The sequence below is a fragment of the Mucilaginibacter sp. RCC_168 genome (genome assembly GCF_041355315.1).
In the GTDB taxonomy this organism is placed as follows: Bacteria; Bacteroidota; Bacteroidia; order Sphingobacteriales; family Sphingobacteriaceae; genus Mucilaginibacter.
The window spans coordinates 244,716-264,802 of record NZ_JBFUPN010000007.1 but is presented as its reverse complement, the minus strand read 5'-3'; the positions used below and the strand labels follow the sequence as shown (position 1 = coordinate 264,802).

The window sequence follows — 20,087 nt, the reverse complement described above, 5'->3', positions numbered from 1 at the left end:
TATTTTCTCCTGTGTAAATCAGAATAGAAAATATGAAAAAAATTATCTCAAATTAGTTGCTTAGATCATAGAAATCGAGGTACGAAGCAATCTCTACATAAGCAGGTCAATCCGAAAAGCTCGCTCTGTAGAGTATGAGATTGCTTCGTGCCTCGCAATGACGTGCGAAGAAGTTATCCCAAACAAAAAAAGACCGCGTAATAGACGGTCTTTTAATTGTTAATATATATTGGGGATATAAATGCTTGTTTTTATTCATAGACGAACTAATACCCCAAAGGTTTAAGCCGCATTAAATTTTTTTTACAGATCGCCGGTTACAAAAAGATTTTCGGCACTCCCATTCTTTTTAAGCAGCGCAAAGTGTGATCGTAGGGCGTCAACAAGCGGGTACGACCGGTAATTTAACCGGTACTCCTGTGCATATCTCCTGATGATAGGGGTGATGTACGGGTAATAAGTATGTGCTACTGCCGGGAATAAATGGTGCGCTACATGATGGTTAAAACCACCAAATAGAAAATTGGCCACTGAGTTGTGGGTACTAAAATCCTTGGTTTTGCTAATCTGGTACATGGCCCATGTGGTGTTGATCACGCCATCATCGGGTGGCATCGGAAATTCGGCGTCCTCATCTGCATGGGTAGAGAGCAATGCCGTTACCCCAAAGGCACTGGCAATAAAGTGCATCACCAAAAAGGCAGTTATTACGTTGATGGCGGGTTGTGCTAATACCAGTGCCGGTACACCTATCATCATAAACAGGTAGGAAATTTTAGCTGCAAACAGTTTAATGTATTCAATTTTAGGAATAGTAATTATCCGTTTCACGTAGTTATCCTTCGATCCAAAGAAATCTTTAAAATCACGTATCAGCAGCCAATTCAGGGTATAAAAAAAGTATAGGAACCACATATAAATATGCTGATAGCGGTGAAACTGAAACCATTTGCTCTCTGGGAAAATACGTACAACATCGCTTTGCTTTACATCGATATCCCATTGCTGCATATTAGGGTAGGGATGATGCAACAACAGATGGCGTTTTTTCCAGATAAAACTGTTGCTGCCAAAAAGTTCCAATATACAGCTCAACTTTTCGTTGCTGGCCCGGGTACTAAAAACGGCGCCGTGCACGGCATCATGAAAGGCGTTAAAAAATACCAGTATCATGGTTAGCCCGGTTAAAATATAAAACAGGAAAAGCAATTGGATATCGTTGCCCAATACCAGTATGCAACTGTAAAAGGCAAAGTAAAGAGCTATTAAAAAAATGGACTTGTAAATAATATGGCGCTGGATGTTTTTATTAACGAGGATATTGGTTTGAACTTCTTTATGCAGTTCCTTGAAAAAATCATCGTCGCCTGCTTTTTTAAATACAAGTTTGGTCAATTTCTCAGTTTCCATATAAAAACGTTTTATACTTTACTTAGCAAGTGGCTGGCTACGTTTTAACAAGCCAGTAATTGGCTTGGTTTATACTTTTTATTTTTTAAACTTTTTGATGACATAATTGCATCGTGTTCAGGATGTTTTCAATAGTGGATTTTCAGATATTAAAAAAAGTTTAGGGGATACCACCTTTAAACTATACAAAATCAATAGTTTTACTAAATAATACAGCTGCCACGGCATGCGTAATATATATGGCACACATTGTTTAAAAGTTAAATGATGTTTTATACTGTATTAACTTTTATATATTTGACCTTACATCAGTAAAATTTATAGCTGAATTTTTATTTTATGACAGTTCTTGCAAACGGGATAAGTGACAAGTACGAGTTGGTTGTAGGCCTCGAGGTACATGCTCAGCTATCCACTTTAAGTAAAGCATTCTCGGCCGATTCTGCAGCCTTTGGTGCCGAACCTAACCATCACATCAGCGCCGTATCATTAGGGCATCCGGGCACATTACCGTTCCTGAATAAGAGAGCGGTGGAGTACGCCGTAAAAATGGGCCTTGCCTGTAATTGCACTATCAATTTAAATAACAGCTTTGCCCGTAAAAATTATTTCTATGCCGATTTGCCCAAAGGCTACCAGATCACACAGGATCAGGCGCCGGTTTGTTTGGGCGGATATGTGCCTGTAAGGTTAGCTGAGGGTAAACAAAAAGATATCGCCATTCACCATATTCACATGGAGGAGGATGCCGGTAAAAGTATGCACGATCAGCACCACGCCGATTCATTGATCGATTTGAACCGGGCAGGTGTACCCTTGATCGAGATTGTAACACAACCCGATATCCGGAGTGCCGAAGAGGCTGGTCAGTTTTTGACCGAAACCCGTAAAATACTCCGTTATCTTGATATTTGCGATGGAAATATGGAAGAGGGCAGTATGCGCTGCGATGCCAATATTTCCGTAAGATTGCATGGTGCAACCGAATACGGTAATCGTTGCGAAGTGAAAAATCTAAACTCCATACGCAACGTACAGCGCGCTATTGAACATGAGTTTGTCCGCCAGGTAAACATCATTGAGCAAGGCGGTCATATTGATCAGAATACCTTAAATTTTAATGCAGACACCGGCGAAACATCTGTTCTGCGCTCAAAAGAAATGGCTAATGATTACCGTTATTTCCCGGAACCCGATTTGCCGCCTCTAAAGCTAACCGAACAATACCTGGAAAACATCCGGAAGAGTTTGCCTGCATTACCAAACCAGTTGTACCATAAATATGTCGAAGAACTGGGTCTTTCGGCCTACGATGCTTCGGTAATAACCGCTGAGCGCGATCTTGCGCTATATTTCGAAGAACTGATTAAACATACTGATCATTACAAAGCAGCTGCCAATTGGCTTATGGGAGCCGTGAAATCGTATTTGAATGATCATAATGTCACCATTGGTAACTTTGGCGTTACAGCCAGGCATTTGGCTGGCCTCATTAAACTTGTTGACAGTGGCGTGATAAATAATTCTGTAGCTTCGCACAAACTATTCCCCGCCATGATCAAAGAACCGGGCAGAACCCCCGATGATCTGGCGAAGGAACTTAACCTGTTGATCAGCACGGATACCGATGATGTGAGTCGCTTTATACGCGATGCAATTGCCAAATACCCGGATAAGGTTAAGGAATACCAGAAAGGAAAAAAGGGCGTTTTAGGCCTGTTTATGGGCGAGATCATGAAAAGCTCCAAAGGCAAGATCGATCCGCAGAAAACAAACCAGCTGTTGATAAAAGAATTAGAATCAAAATAAAACCGCACCTAAATCCTCTTCAAAGGAGAGGACTTTAAATTGCTTTTTTGAATCCTCTCTTTTGGAGAGGGCAGGGTGAGGCCGAATTTTCAAATCAAAATAAAATGAAGAACCGCAGTATTGCATCAGGCATATTTTTACTAACCATTTTTTTGTTTTCATGTAAAAACAAAGACGCATTCACCATTTCAGGCGCTGTTAAGAACCCGTCAACGCTGAAGGTAATTTATTTATCGGAGGCTGATAGTTCACAGGTAAAGGTGGTTGATTCAACCACACTGAGCGAGGATGGTAAATTTCAGTTTAAGCACCAGGCGCCTTATGCCAACCTGTATAAATTGCGTGTAGGTGATGCCATTTATGATTTGATCGCTAAAAACGGCGATGAGATAGATTTTAGTACCGATCTGAAAGATAATACCCATTCTTATACAATTACAGGCTCTGACGATTCTGACAAGATCAAAGAATTTAACAAGATCAGTAATTTATACGGCGAAAAAAACAATAAGGTGGTTGCCGAATATCAGGAAAAATCACAGGCCCTGGGCAAGCAATCAGATTCATTGCTTAAAGTATACATGCCCGTATTTCAAAAAAATATGGCCGACTATGGTGCTGCCGTGCTCAAATTTGTAAACGATAACAAAAAGTCGCTGGCTGGTTTTTACGCGGCTACTTCATTAGATGTATTTAAATACGAACCACAACTGGTAGCTTATGCCGATGAGATTAAAGGTAGTTTTCAGGATAATCCGGGTGTTCAGCAATTCATCAAGCAAATGGAAAGGGTAAAACCTGTTTCTGTTGGTCATAAAGCACCGGATTTTACAACCGGTGGTATTGATGGCAAACCTGTAAAACTATCTGATTATAAAGGTAAGTATGTAATGATAGACTTTTGGGCTTCATGGTGTATGCCGTGCCGCCAGGAAAACCCGAACGTGGTAAAACAATACAACGCCTTTAAATCAAGAGGGTTTAACATTCTGGGTATATCATTGGATAAAGAGACCGGTGCCTGGAAAAAAGCTATTGATGATGATAAACTAACCTGGGCACACGGATCAGATCTGAAAGGATTTGAGGGCCCAACAGAAGCTCTTTACCATATAGAGGCTATCCCGTCAAATTTTATCATTGATCCACAGGGAAATATAGTTGCAAAGAACATTACAGGCGCCGATCTTGAAGCTTTTTTAAACAAAACATTTAGTAAGCCTCAATAAATCGTTAATATAAGGTAACCTTTAACAATTTGTTAATATTGACTTAACTTTTAGCTTTTGTAAAGCGTATACTTTTATACAAAAAATTTAACGTGCCATGAGCAACTCTTCAAAACAGAAAATACTTATTGTTGATGATGAACCCGACATTTTAGAACTGATTGAATATAATCTGAAAAAAGAAGGTTATCAGGTGTTTTTGGCCCGCAACGGACAGGAAGCCGTTGCTGAAGCAAAAAAATCACTACCTGATCTTATCGTACTGGATATCATGATGCCGAAAATGGATGGCATTGAGGCTTGTCGCATTATGCGTACCATGCCCGAGTTTAAGAATACCTTTATGGTGTTTTTAACCGCCCGTAGCGAAGAATATTCTGAAATTGCCGGTTTTAACGTAGGTGCCGATGATTATATAGCCAAACCAATAAAGCCTCGTGCTTTGGTAAGCCGTATCAATGCTATTTTGCGCCGCAATGCTCCTGCTGAGGATACTCCTGACAATAAATTGGAAATTGGTAACCTGGTTATCGATCGCGAAGCATATTTGGTTTATAAAGATGGGGTTAAGGTGGTTTTAGCCAAAAAAGAATTCGAATTGCTTTATCTGTTAGCATCAAAACCAGGTAAAGTATATACCCGTGAAGTGATTCTGAAAAATATCTGGGAAGACTCTGTTGTGGTTACTAATCGTACCATCGATGTGCATATTCGCAAACTGCGTGAAAAATTGGGTGATGATTGCGTAGCTACCGTTAAAGGTGTAGGCTACAAATTTGAAGCTTAGTATATTATCATATATCGTCATATTGGTCCAACTAATCATAAATTAGTTGGACTTTTTTTATGAAAAACTATATATTGCAAAATATATGAAAAAATATCTATTTTTTTTATTTGTGACCTGTTTTTTAGGTTTTTCCTGTTCCAAGGATCATTCTGGAAACCCTGAAACTAAATCATATAAGCTAACTTATAAAATAAGTGATTTTTCATCGGCCGATACTGCTTTTGAAAAGGTTGGCCAAACGGCAGTAGGAGTTAAAACTACAACTACAGTGGCGCCCTCAAGCATAATGGATGTGCTATATTGCAGTATTTATGATGCCGATGGCAAAAATATAAATACAATTAAACAGCTATCAACAGATGCGGGTTTTGGAACTATCGCCACTAATTTACCAGCAGGTAATTATACGTTGGTTTTTGCAGGCGGCAAAACAGGGCTTGTTTTTGTAAACATGCTTTCTCCGGAAAAAGCTACTCTAAATACAGACGTATTGACCTATAATAACAATAATGCGTCAACTGGTCTTGCAGATTATACTATAAAGGATACTTATTACAAAAAAGTCCCTATAACAGTTATCGGTGATAATACCGAAAGTATTACTTTGAACAGAATCGTGGCACAATTAAACGTCGTTATACAGGATGCTATCCCTTCGGCTTCGGCTTATAGTGTGGATTTATTTATAATTAAGAAAACACCATTTTATAATGCCTTCCACGTAAATGGGGGGGATGTTAATGCCGTCGGCTCGGAAGGCTCTGACGGATGGAGTAATATTGTACCAGCCTCCAAATTAGGTACCAGTAATTATTCAATCAAGACACTCATTTTTACTAATTCAACCCCTTTTCAATTGAAAATTAGCGCTTATCATAGTATACCAAATGATATTGTTCCGCATTGGGTTGCAGATATCACTTTAACAAATATTACCGCGGCTGTTAATAAAACAACAGTTGTATCAACCAGGCTTTTTGATCATGTAGGCGATCCAAGTCTTCCTCCGGTGCTAACACATTAATTAACATCGCAACTAATTACCTGGCGTGATTTAATACATCATATTATTAAATAAAAGCGGCCACATATGAGGCCGCTTTTATTTGTCTTTTTTAGAGATTGGGTTAGCCGGTAATTTTACCGGTAACATCTTTTATTTTATCTGAAGCTTTAGTCTCTAAATCATCAACTATGCCCTTTATTTTGTCGCCGGTAAAGTCTGAGGCTTTTTCCTTTAGTTCGTCAAATTCCTCTTCAACCTTATCCTTTGCGTTTTCCCACAATTCTCCGGCAGATTCTTTGATCTTATCAAAAAAACCTTTTTCTTCTCCTGGTTCGTTCGGTGTAGTGCTCATGATGTTTTTCTTAATTATGAATGATTGATTTATTTAGGTATTACAATTAAAGTTAAAATTTATTTTACAATCTATTTCATTAATTGTCTTATATATTTTGCTGTGCAATAGCTTAAATATGATTGGCTCAGATTTTCAGTCAAAAATGATTAATGTTTATTTACAACAAATTAGCAATGACATTTATGCTAAACAAGTGTAACTGCTGTTTAAATTATAAACCGTATTTTTGCCGGCTATATTTAAAGTATGAAGTTTCCGAAATTTGCCGACCTGATATTGTTTGAGAATGATGATGTGATTGTGGTAAACAAGCCGCCTTTCCTGAGTTCGCTGGATGAGCGCGAAGGTGGCGAAGTTAATTTGCTGCGTTTGGCCAAGGCTTATTCAGAAGATGCGCAAATATGTCACCGCCTGGATAAAGAAACGTCAGGAGCACTTATTATCGCTAAAAATCCCGAAGCTTATCGCTTTGTATCCATCCAGTTTGAAAAACGCCAGGTTAAAAAAGTTTATCATGCCATTATTGATGGTACGCACACTTTTGATAACCTTTTGGTTGATCTGCCTATTTTAAATGTGGGTAAAGGTAACGTGACCATAAGCAGACAGGATGGCAAAAGGGCCGAAACCTGGTTTCAGTCGTTAAAATATTTTAAACATTACACTTTGGTTGAATGCCGGCCGGTTACCGGGCGGATGCACCAGATCCGCATACACCTGGCTACTCAAAAGGCATCTATAGCCGGCGATGAGATGTATAAAGGCGAACCGGTTTATCTGTCAAAAATAAAGCGTAAGTATCATTTGGGTAAAGATCAGGAGGAACTTCCAATCATGAAACGTTTTGCCTTGCATGCTTATGAGGTTACCTTCAAAATAAATCCTGAAACGGAGATTACGATACATGCGCCATATCCTAAGGACTTTGAAACGCTTTTAAAACAGCTTGAAAAGTTTGATAGTTAACAATTAGCCTCATAAATATTGGGTTCTTGCACAGGGCATAAATTTATGCCAGGCCTCTGTGGCATATTTGAAATTGTTTTACCCACGAGCTTGGCCTTGTTGGGATTTAGCAGGATAAGCACATAAGGTTGTATTATTTTGGAGAACTGATAACTCTCTTAGAAACACACTTACCCAATTAAGCCATTGACTTTTTATTGATAGCCACTACTTGTCTTAATTTTATTCTATTAATAAAATAGTTTTATAATTAGTTACAGTATAAGGCTTTTTATACCCATTTATGGGATATAGACATCCTGTTTTTTTATTTTTTACAGTTTTGGTAAAAAACATATCATTTGATGTTCTAAAAATATGAAAATGGTAAAATCCAATTTTGTTGTTGTGATTTTTTACGTATTTGACCTATTTAAATGTGATTTGTTGAAAAAATTTATAAAAAATTCACAATTTTATAATGATTTTTATAAAAATAATTTAAATTCGCCTTGATAATTAGTCAAAACAACAGATAAACTATTATTAGAACCATAAATTTTACAAACTAACTTAAAAATGGCAACTAAACTTGAGTACATTTGGCTTGATGGGTATAAACCAACACAAAGCCTGCGCAGCAAAACTAAAATTGTTAAAAGCTTCAGCGGTAAAGTTGAAGATTTAGATAACTGGAGCTTTGATGGTTCATCAACAGAACAAGCACCAGGTGGCTCATCTGATTGTATCCTGAAACCGGTTTTTACAGTTCCTGATCCACAAAGAAAAGATGCTCACCTGGTAATGTGCGAAGTGTTAGACTCAACCGGTAAACCACACGAATCAAACGGTCGTGCTCTTATTCAGGATGATGATAACGATTTCTGGTTTGGTTTTGAGCAGGAATACTTTTTATGGGATCCTAAAACCGATAAACCTCTTGGTTTCCCGGCAGGTGGTTACCCAGGTCCGCAAGGCCCATACTACTGTTCAGTAGGTGCAAACAACGCTTTCGGTCGCGAAATTGTTGAAGAACACTTAGATGCTTGTTTAGAAGCTGGTTTAAATGTTGAAGGTATCAACGCCGAAGTAGCTGCAGGTCAGTGGGAATTCCAGATCTTTGCTAAAGGCGCTAAAGAAGCTGGTGACCAAATCTGGGTTGCCCGTTATCTGTTAGAAAGAATTGGTGAAAGCTACGGTGTTGCCATCAACTGGCATTGCAAACCATTAGGTCAGTTAGACTGGAATGGTTCTGGTATGCACGCTAACTTCTCAAACACATTATTACGTACAGCAAACAGCAAAGAGAAATTTGAGGCAGTTTGCGAAGCGTTCCGTCCGGCAGTAAAAGAATGTATCGCTGTTTATGGTGCTGATAACGATCAACGTTTAACCGGTAAACACGAAACTGCATCAATCCATGATTTTAGCTATGGTGTATCTGATCGTGGTGCTTCTATCCGTATTCCACTTTATGCAGTTGATCATAACTGGAGTGGTTACCTGGAAGATCGTCGCCCTAACTCAGCTGCCGATCCATACAAAGTAGCTGCGGTAATCATCAAAACTGTAAAATCAGCGAAAGTTTAAGCCCCTCTTAAATATTTTAATTATTCTGATCCCCCGGCTCAAAAAGCCGGGGGATTTTTTTTGGAGTAGCTCTATTATCGGTTGCACCGATCGATTTTGCCATAGCTTGGAGAAGTTCGATAAACAATTTACTTTTGGAAGTATCCTTACATCATCCAATTAATATTGGAAAATCAAGAATTAAGATGAATTCACAGGAAAAAGTATTGCACTGCTACAATACAGTGGCCGACGACTATGCGGCTGATCGTTGGGACGAACTTTCCAAAAAACATTTGGACACCTTGTTATTAAAGGAATTTACAGCCGTAAATAAAGACAAAGGACTATGTGCCGACTTTGGTTGTGGACCTGGACAAACTACAAGGTTTCTGTACGATAATGGCTTAAAAGATATAGTCGGCATTGATCTGTCACCAGCGATGGTGAGCGCCGCCCGTAAGCTTTCGCCTCAAATTAAATTTGAAACCGGCGACTTGCTGAATATCGATTATCCGCCCGGAGCCCTTGGAAGTGTACTTGCATTTTATGCGATAGTGCATTTTAGTAGTGACGAAATCAAAAAATGCTTCGGAGAAATAAGTAGGGTATTAAAAACGGGAGGAGAATTTTTACTTTCATTTCACGTAGGAGATGAAATACTTCATTATGATAAAGCTCATGACAAAGAGGTAGATATTGATTTATACTACTTTAAAACAGATGATATCGTGGCGTTACTTTATGAAACCGGGTTTAATATATTCGAAGCTATAGAAAGGCGCCCACATGACGATGCGAAATTTAAAAGCAGGCGGGGCTATATTTGGGCTGTAAAAAAATGAAGAGCAGCCGCAAGCTTCATTAAAGCCTATAATTTCCCGATTTTATCAACAACAAACCATCAACCGGAAAATTGTAAACATAAACCCAGCATTCAATCATTCCTGAACTGGTTTCAATGGTGGTTAATTCTCTGACAAATAAATTAGGTTGCTCCTGATCATCGCCAAAACCCTCATAGTCATCAATAAAAGCCAAAATTTTTCCGGGTTCATCCATCACGTAAATGGATCCCTGAACATATTGGTCAATGTTGGTATCTATAATAGCTGCAGGATATTCACCCGCGTCATAAAGCTTTCCTCTAAACTTTCCGATTTGCAGCAGGGTACAGTGTTGCTGCAGATATGCTCCATAGCTGTTGGCGCTGTCAAGCAGGGTGCCGTAAACAAATAAACGCGGACAAATAGGTTTCATACTGCAAACAAAGGTAAGGGCAAATTCGTATCAAATTGTGTAAACACACTGGGCATTTTTTTATGTTTACACCATTAATGGTTATCTTGCTAAGGTAACCTGCCTTTACAATTATATCATGAACGAAGAACAGATTAAAGCATATATAGAAGAGAATAAAATACAGAAGATAAAATTCGCTTTTGCCGATATAGATGGCATTTTGCGGGGTAAAGTAATTCACCCTAAAAAATTCATCGATGGTTTGCAAAGTGGCTATGGCTTTTGCGATGTGGTTTTTGGCTGGGATAGCAGCGATGTTTGTTATGATAATGTACAGCTTACTGGCTGGCATACCGGCTACCCGGATAAGCTTTGCCGCATAGATCTTTCTACCTTGCGTAATGTTCCCTGGCAGGATAATATCCCTTTTTTCCTGGCTGACTATAGTAATCCCAATGGTGATGATTTGCCCGCCTGTCCGCGCAGCTTGCTGAAACACATTGCCAAACAATGTGTAGATATGGGTTATCATGCCGAGTTTGCCCAGGAGTTTGAGTGGTTCAATTTCAGGGAAACACCGCAGTCTATCAACGATAAAAACTTTACCAATATCAATACCCTTACACCGGGTATGTTCGGTTATTCTATCCTGCGCACATCAGAAAACAGTGCTTTTTATTATGATCTGTTTAACCTGCTTACCCAGTTCAATATCCCCATTGAAGGCCTGCATACCGAAACCGGTCCGGGGGTATACGAAGCTGCCATAGCACATGACGAGGTTTTAAGCGCTGCTGATAAGGCAACCTTGTTTAAAACAGCGGTAAAAGAAATTGCCTATAAGCATGGCATTATGGCCTCATTTATGGCCAAGTGGAACGAAAATTTACCCGGTTGCAGCGGTCACATACACCAAAGTTTATGGACAAAAGATAAAAGCGAAAATCTGTTTCATGATGCCGCCGATGAACATAAAATGAGCGATCTGCATAAACAGTACCTGGCCGGGCAATTGTATTGCCTGCCTCATATACTGCCCATGTACGCCCCAACCATTAATAGTTACAAGCGCCTTGTTGAGGGTGCCTGGGCGCCAACCACCATTACCTGGGGGGTGGAAAACCGCACTACGGCGCTCCGGGTGATCAATACCACACCAGCGTATACCCGCCTGGAAACCCGCATACCAGGTTCAGATACTAATCCTTACCTGGCTATGGCGGCTGCACTGGCTTCGGGTTTGTATGGCATAAAAAACAAAATGAAGCTGAATATCCCTCAAACTATAGGCAATGGCTACCAGGATAAAAAGAATGGGGTATTGGCTGCCAACTTGCATGATGCGTCTGTAATGATGCAAAATTCACCTATAGCCAAAGAGCTTTTTGGCGAAGGCTTTGTGGAGCATTTTACGCAAACCCGCCTGTGGGAGCACCGTCAGTACATTAAACATGTAACTGACTGGGAGCTGAAAAGATACTTTGAGATTATATAAGTCCGTTTGATATCCATATAAAAGATGATACAATTTGTTTAATATTGCACCCGCAAATTTCAAATAAACCATCAGAATGGATTTTTCTTTAATTGTACGCAAAGCCTGGGAAGGTTATGATTCTTCAAAAACCATTAAGCATATTGAAGATATCAGTGCCATGGTATCAACCAACCACGTTTATCGCATCACTTTTGATGACGATGATATCATTATTGCCAAGCTATCCTACTTTGGCAAGTTTGAGCATTTTAAAGAAGATCACCGCATTATTCAAACCCTGGCCAATAACCTGCTTTATCCGTTCGAGAATTTATTGGCCCGTTCGCTGTTGAAAAATAACCGGGTTTATATTTATCATTACAAACATGGTAAAACAGATGCCTGGGTAGTATTTTATAATCCTACACGTATATTACAACGTTTGCCGCGCCGGCTTGATGAAAATCACATCAAGAAGCTGGGCCAGCAGGTGGGTAAGTTCCATAAGGCCTGTTCGAGGGTAAAGAACGTATTGCCCAAATCATCAAAAACCCTGCGTACCGATATATCCGCCCTGCAGCATCAATTGGAAGCCGATGAAAAGCAGTTTGGTACAGCCATGCAGGCTGATTTTTTGAAGTACCATTGCGAAACTTTCCTCAAGAACCGCTCAAAATATAACATGAGCTCATTTGAGATCATTCCGGTATTTATTGATTGGAATATCGGCAACTTCTCAGTCACCCCGAATCTGGAGTTGTATTCCCGCTGGGACTACGACTGGTTCAGGATGAGTTATCGTGTGCTCGATTTTTACTTTTTTAGCCGGGTAGTATCTGATATTGGCGATCGTACGGTATTCAGTTATGTGATCAATACCATGATGGAAGACCGATTTATCATTTTCCTGAAAGAATATCATAAAGTAAATCCGCTTACCGCCGATGAGATCAGGTTTATGAAAGAAGCCTACCGGTTTTTTATCCTGAATTATGTAATTAAGGATGGCAAACACTTTTTTAGCGAACAATATGCCGAAAAATTACAGGCCGAAGCATTTAATGTTTATCTTCCGTCGGTTGATCGGGATTTTGATGCCGAAAAAATCATTGAAGCGCTAAAATTGAAATAATTAGTATCAAGTAGTTAGTATCAAGTATCAAGATGCTTGAAGGAATTTGTGGGAAAACAATTGTCATGATACTTGATACTAATAACGGTTATAAAGATTTTTTACATATCAGGGCAGATAAATCACTAAATCAATAATTCAATAATTATCCCGGGGCATGAACAGAATAGATAACTTTAAATCCATTATTGACAGGTATAAAGTTGTTTTTTTTGATGCTTTTGGTGTGCTAAAGAACTATAACGGTTTGCTGCCTGGTATTGAGCGCACCTTTGCTTACCTGGAAGAGCAGCAGAAGGAATATTATATAGTAACCAACGATGCCTCGAGGAGCCCCGCCCAACTGGCGGAATCGTACCAGATCAAAGGGTTGCATGCCATCACGCCCGATCATATTATATCCTCCGGGATGTTGACCAAGGATTATCTTGACCTGAAGGTGAATGATGGGATAGTGGCCTATTTAGGTACGCTTGATTCTGCGCATTACATTGATAGTTCTGGCCTGCATACCCTGCCGGTGAGTCAGGTTGACGCCTCTAATATTGATAAAGTAAACGCCCTGGTGTTTTTGGATGATGAAGGTTTTAACTGGTTTGAGGATCTGAACAAGACCGTCAATATTTTACGCAAACGTCCCATCCCTGTCATTGTGGCCAATACAGATCACGCTTACCCGGTAACCAAACATGATGTATCTATAGCCATAGGCGGTTTAGCCAGTATGGTGGAGAAAATAGTAGGTAAGGAGTTTATACGTTTTGGTAAGCCCGACTCACAGATGTTTATGTTTGCTTATGATCTGCTGCGCGATCAGGGCCCTATCAGCAAAAAGGATATTGTAATGGTTGGTGACACCCTGCAAACCGATATCCTCGGTGGTAACAAATTCGGGCTGGATACGGTGCTGGTACTCTCTGGTAATACCCAGGCTGTGGATGCCGACAACCGCATTAACGCTACAGGCATAGTGCCCACCTATATCTGCGACTCGGCAGTGGTAGAGTTTGGTGAACTTGGCTTTTAGTCTCTCCGCATAATCCCTAAACATAGTGGGATTTATTCCTATCAGAGGTCTTTCATTTTGAACTACCCCTTCTTTAGCGCAAGTCTTGTGCGTTGCCGGTGGGGTGATGACTTGTGCTTATGACGACGAACAAGCACAAGTCATCAACCCACTATCCCAAACACAAGACTTGCGCCAATAGTCGGCGCCCAATGGTGATTTTCAAAACCGGTAGTCTAAGACTACTGGCATAAGCGTTCGAAGTCAGAGATTTCGAACAGCGCGGTATATCTCCAAATTTTACGTAGAGGCGCATAATTGCGTCTCCTGGAATATATTAAAAAAGATAAAAATGTCTATCTGACAAATAAATTTTATTTTTAAATGTAAACTTAACATTTGTTTTTTTACTTTTGGTTCAACAAGGGCATTTAACCCCATGCCCGGTGCCTCAGCACCCAAAAACCTGAATTAATTAAACGTGATGAACAACGAAAACTTTGACCTGAAAGAACATCCGCATAGTCGTTTGAATATTTTAACCGGCGACTGGATATTGGTATCGCCGCACCGCACTAAGCGCCCATGGCAGGGTAAGGTAGAAGCTGCTCAAGCCGATCAGCGACCTCCGTATGACCCAAATTGTTATTTATGTCCCGGTAACAAAAGGGCAGATGGCAGTGAAAACCCGGAGTACAAAGCCAGCTACGTTTTTACCAATGATTATTCGTCATTATTGTTAAACACTCCGGATGGCGGATTGAATGATGATGAACTTTTGGTGGCTAACAGTCAGCGTGGTATATGCCGGGTGATCAGCTTTTCGCCCCGGCATGACCTCACATTACCCGAAATGGAAACCGCCGACATCAGGAAAGTAGTTGATGTTTGGCAAACCGAATATCAGGAGCTTACTACTTATCCCTGGATAAAACACATCCAGATATTCGAGAACAAAGGTGATATTATGGGTTGCAGCAACCCGCATCCGCATGGACAGATCTGGGCACAAAACAGTATCCCGGTTGAGGTGGCTAAGGAAACTCAACAGCAGAAAACCCACTTTGAACAAAAAGGCCGAAGCCTGCTTGGTGATTACCTGCAACTGGAATTAAAAAAACAGGAACGTATTATTTTTGAGAACGAACATTTTGTAGTGCTGGTTCCTTTTTGGGCGGTTTGGCCTTATGAAGCCATGATTGTGAGCAAAAGGCATATCACCAGTCTGCTTTATTTTACTGATGACGAAAAAACAGCGCTTGCTGATGCTATCAAACGATTGACGGTAAGATATGATAATATGTTCGAGACCTCATTTCCGTATTCAGCAGGTATGCACCAATCGCCTGTAAACATGGGCGATCATCCGTACTGGCACTGGCATATGCACTTTTATCCGCCTTTATTACGCTCGGCTACGGTTAAAAAGTTCATGGTAGGGTATGAGATGCTGGCCAACCCACAGCGCGATATCACCGCCGAGTTTGCTGCCGATAGGTTACGAAATTTGAGCGAAGTGCATTATAAAGTTAAGGGATAAGCAAAAAATATTAATTTAGGCCAACCAAACAAACTGATATAAACCAAGTACCTATGAAACTATGAGACATTTATCAAAAAAACTCTTACTAATCATGTTACCGGCATGCGTATCTTTGGCGGCCTGTAATCAATCATCTGACAAGAAAAAAACAACTATGACGGATAGCACCCAAACACCCGCTTCTGCCTTCGAAAAAACAATCGATGGAAAACAAACACATTTGTACACGCTTAAAAATAAAAACGGCATCACCGCTACTTTTACCAACTATGGCGGCCGTATTGTGAGCCTGCTGGTTCCTGATAAAAATGGGAAGCTGACTGATGTAGTGCTGGGGTTTGAAAGTGTAGAAGGTTTTGAAAAGTCAACCGAACCTTATTACGGTGCTACTATTGGCAGGTATGGTAACCGCATCGCCAAAGGCAAGTTTAAAATTGATGGTAAAGAATATCAATCATCTATTAATAATCCGCCAAATACGCTGCATGGTGGTAAAAATGGCTATCAGAGCGTTGTATGGGATGGTAAACAAATTGATTCATCAACAGTAGAATTTACTTACCTGTCAAAAGATATGGAAGAAGGTTTTCCGGGCAACCTGAACGTAAAAGTTACCTATAGTTTAACAAATGACAATGAATTTAAAGCGGTGTATGAAGCCACAACCGATAAAAATACAGTTGTAAACTTAACCAATCATGCCTTTTTTAACCTGAATGGCGAAGGCAGCGGTACCATACTTGATCATTTGGTACAGATTGATGCCGATAACTACGTACCGGTTGATTCGACCCTGATACCTTTAGGTAAAATAGAAAGCGTAAAAGGCACGCCATTTGATTTCACGAAACCAGAAACCATCGGCAAACGCATTAATGATAATAACGTACAGCTAAAAGACGGTAAAGGGTATGATCATAACTTTGTGCTAAACAAACACGATATAAAAACGCCTATTGCTACTGTAATTGGCGACAAGAGCGGCATAAAAATGGAAGTATTTACCGAGGAACCTGGCTTACAGTTTTACAGCGGTAACTTTATGCAGGCCAAAAACGTGATGAAACGGGGTATCAAAGATGAGTTCCGCACCTCATTCGCTATGGAAACACAACACTATCCTGATTCACCAAATCAGCCTCAGTTTCCTTCAACAGAGCTTAAACCAGGGCAAACTTATAAAACACAATCGTTATATAAATTTTCGGTAGTTAAATAAGCTTAAGTTTTTACTTAATATAAAACAGGGTCTTTGCCAGATAGGTAAAGGCCCTGTTTGTTAAATAAGGTTAAAAGTGGCTTAATCACAAATATTTTAAGTGAAACAGCGTTAGGGATTTATCTAAACAATAGTATGAAAAAACTAATCCTCTCCTTGTCATTTATTCTTTTTATAGATTACGCTTTTGGTCAGGTTAAAACCGGCGATGTTGTACCCGATATCAAATTTCAATTATTAAATGCACCTGTAAAAAGCGCCACCTTAGGTAAGTTAAAAGGGAAAATAGTTTTAATAGAGTTTTGGGCAACCTGGTGCAGCCCCTGTGTTGAGGCAATGCGGCATTTAGTGCAATTGCAAACTAAGTATCGTAATAAAATCCAGATAATTACTGTTACAGATGAAAAAGAAGCAAGGATCAGGCAGTTTTTAAATTCCAGACCATCAAACTTATGGTTTGCTATGGATACAGGGGAGTTGATTACCCAGGTGTTTCCTCACCGGGTAATCCCACACACCGTGGTTATTTCACCAGATGGAAAGTTAATTGCTAATACAACCCCTGAATCGATAACTGCATTAGTTATAGACAGCTTATTACAACAAAAGGAGGTACACCTTGTCGAAAAGAAGGAAATTTTACTTACACCTCCGGATATTATTAAAAAATACTTTTTCGCTGCCGATACGGTAAAAAGCAGGTTTGTAATGCAGGCTGAAATGAAAGGGGCGGGGAGCTTCAGTGCAACTTATTTACAGGATAGTGTTTTTAAAGGCCGCAGATTTACCTGCCTTAACCTCTCGCTCAACTCGTTATACCGTATGGCTTATCATAATTTTCCTTACGGCCGTACTATTGATAAAACAGGTGAAAAAAATAATGGGCCCTTATATTGCGTTGATCTAATTGTGCCCGATAAAAAAGATTTGTTGCCAACGCTGCAAAAGGAACTTTCCAAAAGATTTGACCTGCAGGCGAAAATTGAGCCTCAAACAAAAGATGTTTACGTTTTAAAAGTTACCAATAAGGATAAATTTAAAACAATACCTCTTAATACGTCAGGCAGGCGGACCTATGGATCTATGCATGGTGAGATAGATCAGCAACGCATCACCATGGCTGATTTTGCTGGTTATTTAGAAGGTTTCGGAACTGGAAAACTGCCCGTTATTGATGAAACTCAGAATAAGGAATTTTTTGATATTAAGTTTTCATTTCAACCTGAAAAACCGGAGAGTTTAACAATCATACTAAGTAATATGGGACTGTCTTTAGAAAAGGCTACACGCAAAGTTGATTTTTTAGTACTTTATAAATAAGAATGAGATTGTAAAAATCATTTTCCAGAGCGTCATTGCGAGGAACGAAGCAATCTTTAAGCTATACAGAGCCGCTCTGCAAATCGGGGATTGCCACGCTATCGCAATGACGTTGTGGATTAATGTTAATTGGACAATAGAAAGCATCAATGTCCATGCAGCCGTTCATAATCCTCAAGAGTGTCAATATCAATAGCTCCCAGCGGAAACGCTATTTGCGCCACATCATTTGGGAAAGTTTTGATCAGTTTTTTGGCCCCTTCCTTGCCTTGCAGCATTAATAATTGAGGGAAGTAGGATGCGTCGAATAACACCGGCACACCAAGCGATTCACGATAAGCGCAGGCGATGATGCCAAAGTCTGTTTCAGCCTTTTTTTCGGTGAGTTGATATATCAGCAGCGGATCAACAAAGGGCTGATCGCACAGCATTAATATGGCGCCTGTTATTAATGGTTGTATACTTAACAATTCGGTTATACCTAATCGTATGGATGATGCCATGCCCTCCTGCCAGAGCGTGTTGTAGGCAATATGCACCAGCTGATCAGATATGCCCGGGCGTATTATTCCTTCATTGGCTCCCAGTATCACCACCACATTTTCATGGCACACCGAAGTAAGCGCTGTTTGAATGGCGCGCTGTAATAGCGTTTGCCCCTGGTAAACCAGGTTCTGTTTGGGAGTTCCCAAACGACTTGATGAACCCGCCGCTAATATGATGAGTCCGATCTGCACAAAATCCTGTGGTTCTTTCACAATTGGTTTAACTTTGTATTCAAGTAAATATAAATCAAAAGTATCAATAATGGCGCTGTGCTTGAGATCCACAATTACGCACCTCAAAAAATACATTTAAAAAACATAAGGGCCATTTGGAATATTTACTTTTACGGTATATAACCTGTGTGGTTACTTTTATATATGAATGGTTCATTGCTCATCGATAATCATGGCCGGAAGATTAATTACCTGCGCCTTGCGGTAACAGATAAATGTAATCTGCGTTGCTTTTATTGCATGCCTGAGGAGGGTTTGCACTGGCTTTCGCGTACGGAGTTGATGAGCTACGAGGAAATGTTGCGTGGCTGCAGCCTGCTGGTAAAAATGGGTATCGAAAAGATCCGGATCACCGGGGGCGAACCTTTTGTACGCAAGGATATCATGCAACTGCTCACCGCCATATCGCAATTGGATGGCCTCAAAGAGCTGAGCCTTACTACCAATGGCGTATTAACCGCACCACATGTTTCCGAACTGAAAAGGATAGGGGTACGGTCGGTTAATTTGAGCCTGGACACGCTGGATGCCAACCGTTTTTTTACCATTACCCGCCGCGACGAATTTGCAAACGTAATGACAACGCTTGATGCTTTGCTGAAACATGGCATCGAAGTAAAAATAAACGCAGTGGTAATGGATGGTAAAAACACACAGGATATTATCCCCCTGGTGCAAATGACCAAAGAGCTGCCGGTAAGCGTGCGTTTTATAGAAGAAATGCCTTTTAATGGCGATGGTCATATTTATACCGGCCTGCAATGGGATTATATCCGCATATTGGAGGAGATCAAAAGTCAATATCCACAGATCCAGAAATTACCAGATCCATCATATTCAACGGCTTATAACTATCAGATACCCGGTCATCAGGGTACGGTAGGGATTATTGCAGCATATTCGCGCACGTTTTGCGGTACCTGTAACCGCATAAGGATAACCCCGCAAGGCGAATTGAAAACCTGTTTATATGATGATGGAGAATTGAATATAAAAAATATGATGCGTGCCGGCACCGGTGATGATGAATTACAGGCTGTATTACTAAACGCCATTAATCACCGGGCTAAAGATGGCTGGGAGGCCGAGCGCAAGCGGGTAATACATCCGGGTATACATGAATCTATGGCGACTATAGGGGGGTGAGTGGTGAGTGGTGAGTGGTGAGTGGTGAGTGGTGAGTGGTGAGTGGTGAGTGGTGAGTGGTGAGTGAATATGGCAAACAATTTAGTGAAAAATGTAAAAACTATTTAGAT

Annotated in this window: 18 protein-coding genes; 14 read left to right on the top strand and 4 right to left on the bottom strand. The window is 40.2% G+C overall.

Annotation, left to right across the window (positions count from 1 at the left end; all coding sequences use genetic code 11):
• Nucleotides 1–303 precede the first annotated feature (303 nt).
• Nucleotides 304–1,410 carry a fatty acid desaturase gene (locus tag AB6735_RS08735; protein ID WP_370995546.1) on the bottom strand — a complete coding sequence of 369 codons (1,107 nt, stop codon included), beginning with the start codon at nt 1,408–1,410 and terminating at the stop codon, nt 304–306.
• 339 nt (nt 1,411–1,749) lie between these two features.
• On the opposite strand from AB6735_RS08735, the gene gatB reads away from it, so the two are divergent.
• The 4 genes from gatB (at nt 1,750) to AB6735_RS08715 (ending at nt 6,262) form a co-directional block, all read left to right on the top strand.
• Nucleotides 1,750–3,219 (top strand): Asp-tRNA(Asn)/Glu-tRNA(Gln) amidotransferase subunit GatB, encoded by a 1,470-nt coding sequence (gene gatB / locus AB6735_RS08730; RefSeq protein ID WP_370995545.1) that lies wholly within the window; start codon nt 1,750–1,752, stop codon nt 3,217–3,219.
• A 104-nt stretch (nt 3,220–3,323) separates the two neighbouring features.
• The gene (locus AB6735_RS08725) at nt 3,324–4,448 is read left to right on the top strand and encodes a redoxin domain-containing protein (RefSeq protein WP_370995544.1); all 1,125 of its coding nucleotides are present in this window, start codon (nt 3,324–3,326) and stop codon (nt 4,446–4,448) included.
• A 97-nt stretch (nt 4,449–4,545) separates the two neighbouring features.
• A complete protein-coding gene (locus tag AB6735_RS08720) occupies nt 4,546–5,235 on the top strand; it encodes a response regulator transcription factor (protein ID WP_076373414.1) in 690 nt (229 codons plus the stop codon).
• 85 nt (nt 5,236–5,320) lie between these two features.
• On the top strand, nt 5,321–6,262 hold the full coding sequence (locus tag AB6735_RS08715; RefSeq protein ID WP_370995543.1) for a hypothetical protein: 942 nt from the start codon (nt 5,321–5,323) through the stop codon (nt 6,260–6,262).
• Between the two features lie 103 nt (nt 6,263–6,365).
• On the opposite strand, the gene AB6735_RS08710 is transcribed toward AB6735_RS08715, so the two are convergent.
• Nucleotides 6,366–6,596 carry a hypothetical protein gene (locus AB6735_RS08710; RefSeq protein ID WP_370995542.1) on the bottom strand — a complete coding sequence of 77 codons (231 nt, stop codon included), beginning with the start codon at nt 6,594–6,596 and terminating at the stop codon, nt 6,366–6,368.
• A gap of 249 nt (nt 6,597–6,845) precedes the next feature.
• Between AB6735_RS08710 and AB6735_RS08705 the strand changes: the two genes are divergently transcribed.
• The 3 genes from AB6735_RS08705 (at nt 6,846) to AB6735_RS08695 (ending at nt 9,958) form a co-directional block, all read left to right on the top strand.
• Nucleotides 6,846–7,565: an RluA family pseudouridine synthase gene (locus tag AB6735_RS08705; RefSeq protein ID WP_370995541.1), complete on the top strand. Its 720-nt coding sequence runs from the start codon at nt 6,846–6,848 to the stop codon at nt 7,563–7,565.
• 558 nt (nt 7,566–8,123) lie between these two features.
• Complete coding sequence (locus AB6735_RS08700; protein ID WP_370995540.1) at nt 8,124–9,134, top strand: glutamine synthetase beta-grasp domain-containing protein; 1,011 nt, start codon at nt 8,124–8,126, stop codon at nt 9,132–9,134.
• Nucleotides 9,135–9,268: 134 nt separating this feature from the next.
• Nucleotides 9,269–9,958, top strand: a complete 690-nt coding sequence (locus tag AB6735_RS08695; RefSeq protein WP_370995539.1) for a class I SAM-dependent methyltransferase — start codon at nt 9,269–9,271, stop codon at nt 9,956–9,958.
• Between the two features lie 19 nt (nt 9,959–9,977).
• Here AB6735_RS08695 and AB6735_RS08690 read toward each other — a convergent pair whose 3' ends face one another.
• Nucleotides 9,978–10,373: a gamma-glutamylcyclotransferase gene (locus AB6735_RS08690; RefSeq protein ID WP_370995538.1), complete on the bottom strand. Its 396-nt coding sequence runs from the start codon at nt 10,371–10,373 to the stop codon at nt 9,978–9,980.
• A gap of 118 nt (nt 10,374–10,491) precedes the next feature.
• Between AB6735_RS08690 and AB6735_RS08685 the strand changes: the two genes are divergently transcribed.
• The 6 genes from AB6735_RS08685 to AB6735_RS08660 all read left to right on the top strand — a co-directional run bounded on the left by AB6735_RS08685 (nt 10,492) and on the right by AB6735_RS08660 (nt 18,052).
• Nucleotides 10,492–11,850 carry a glutamine synthetase family protein gene (locus tag AB6735_RS08685; RefSeq protein WP_370995537.1) on the top strand — a complete coding sequence of 453 codons (1,359 nt, stop codon included), beginning with the start codon at nt 10,492–10,494 and terminating at the stop codon, nt 11,848–11,850.
• A gap of 76 nt (nt 11,851–11,926) precedes the next feature.
• Nucleotides 11,927–12,964 carry a hypothetical protein gene (locus tag AB6735_RS08680; protein ID WP_370995536.1) on the top strand — a complete coding sequence of 346 codons (1,038 nt, stop codon included), beginning with the start codon at nt 11,927–11,929 and terminating at the stop codon, nt 12,962–12,964.
• A gap of 157 nt (nt 12,965–13,121) precedes the next feature.
• Nucleotides 13,122–13,991, top strand: a complete 870-nt coding sequence (locus tag AB6735_RS08675) for an HAD-IIA family hydrolase (protein ID WP_370995535.1) — start codon at nt 13,122–13,124, stop codon at nt 13,989–13,991.
• A 463-nt stretch (nt 13,992–14,454) separates the two neighbouring features.
• A complete protein-coding gene (locus tag AB6735_RS08670; RefSeq protein WP_370995534.1) occupies nt 14,455–15,510 on the top strand; it encodes a UDP-glucose--hexose-1-phosphate uridylyltransferase in 1,056 nt (351 codons plus the stop codon).
• Between the two features lie 157 nt (nt 15,511–15,667).
• Complete coding sequence (locus AB6735_RS08665; RefSeq protein ID WP_370995533.1) at nt 15,668–16,732, top strand: aldose epimerase family protein; 1,065 nt, start codon at nt 15,668–15,670, stop codon at nt 16,730–16,732.
• A 135-nt stretch (nt 16,733–16,867) separates the two neighbouring features.
• The gene (locus AB6735_RS08660; protein ID WP_370995532.1) at nt 16,868–18,052 is read left to right on the top strand and encodes a redoxin family protein; all 1,185 of its coding nucleotides are present in this window, start codon (nt 16,868–16,870) and stop codon (nt 18,050–18,052) included.
• Between the two features lie 146 nt (nt 18,053–18,198).
• Here the strand turns inward: AB6735_RS08660 and AB6735_RS08655 are convergent, their stop codons facing one another.
• Nucleotides 18,199–18,810 carry an NTP transferase domain-containing protein gene (locus AB6735_RS08655; RefSeq protein WP_370995531.1) on the bottom strand — a complete coding sequence of 204 codons (612 nt, stop codon included), beginning with the start codon at nt 18,808–18,810 and terminating at the stop codon, nt 18,199–18,201.
• Between the two features lie 165 nt (nt 18,811–18,975).
• On the opposite strand from AB6735_RS08655, the gene moaA reads away from it, so the two are divergent.
• The gene (gene moaA, locus AB6735_RS08650) at nt 18,976–19,977 is read left to right on the top strand and encodes a GTP 3',8-cyclase MoaA (RefSeq protein WP_370995530.1); all 1,002 of its coding nucleotides are present in this window, start codon (nt 18,976–18,978) and stop codon (nt 19,975–19,977) included.
• Nucleotides 19,978–20,087: the final 110 nt, after the last annotated feature.